Source organism: Rappaport israeli (assembly GCF_001888055.1).
GTDB lineage: Bacteria > Pseudomonadota > Gammaproteobacteria > Cardiobacteriales > Cardiobacteriaceae > Rappaport > Rappaport israeli.
This window is the reverse complement of sequence record NZ_LXHZ01000036.1, coordinates 1-1,190: the sequence shown is the minus strand read 5'-3', so window position 1 is coordinate 1,190 and position 1,190 is coordinate 1. Positions and strand designations below refer to the sequence as shown.

Annotated in this window: 1 protein-coding gene; it reads right to left on the bottom strand. The window is 46.6% G+C overall.

Annotated features, from left to right (window positions below; all coding sequences use genetic code 11):
• A partial coding sequence (tuf, locus tag A5N84_RS09220; protein WP_072282140.1) for an elongation factor Tu occupies positions 1–1,190 on the bottom strand: 1,190 nt, incomplete at its 5' end.

The window sequence follows — 1,190 nt, the reverse complement described above, 5'->3', positions numbered from 1 at the left end:
TTACTCAATGATGCTTGTTACGACACCAGCACCTACAGTACGTCCACCTTCACGAATCGCAAAACGTAAACCCTCGTCCATAGCAATTGGGCTAATCAAGCGAACGTTCATCTTGATATTCTCGCCCGGCATAACCATTTCTGTACCTTCAGGTAAGATACACTCCCCTGTTACGTCAGTTGTACGGAAGTAAAACTGTGGACGGTATCCTTTCAAGAATGGGGTGTGTCGTCCGCCTTCTTCTTTGCTTAGAATATAAACTTCTGTTTCAAAGTATGTGTGGGGTGTGATGCTGCCTGGCTTGGCTAAAACTTGTCCACGCTCTACGTCTTCACGTTTGGTTCCACGTAATAGTACGCCTACGTTATCACCCGCTTGACCCTGATCTAGGAGTTTGCGGAACATTTCTACACCTGTACAGGTGGTTTTTGTGGTCGGACGAATGCCTACAATTTCAATTTCTTCCCCTACTTTCACTACACCGCGCTCAATACGTCCAGTAACTACGGTACCACGTCCTGAAATTGAGAAGACGTCTTCAATTGGCATGAGGAATGGTTTGTCAATGTCGCGCTCTGGCTCTGGAATGTAGCTGTCTAGCGCTTCTACTAGTTTTACGATAGCAGGAATGCCGATGTCTGACTCGTCGCCTTCTAACGCTTTTAAAGCTGAACCAACGATGATTGGGGTATCATCTCCTGGGAAGTCGTATTCACTAAGTAGTTCTCTAACTTCCATTTCCACTAGCTCAAGTAGTTCGCTGTCATCCACCATGTCGGCTTTGTTTAAAAATACAACGATATTAGGTACACCTACTTGGCGTGAAAGAAGTATGTGCTCTCTAGTTTGAGGCATTGGACCATCAGCTGCAGAGCAAACTAGAATTGCGCCGTCCATCTGTGCTGCTCCAGTAATCATGTTCTTAACATAATCAGCATGCCCTGGGCAGTCTACGTGCGCATAATGGCGATTCTCTGACTCATACTCTACGTGCGCTGTCGAGATGGTGATTCCACGCGCTCTCTCTTCAGGAGCACCGTCAATCTGATCATAGGCAGAAAAATCTCCACCAAAACGCTCAGCCCCAACCTTGGTCAATGCCGCAGTTAAGGTGGTCTTACCATGGTCAACGTGACCTATCGTGCCAACGTTTACGTGTGGCTTCGTACGTTCAAATTTTTCCTTAGACA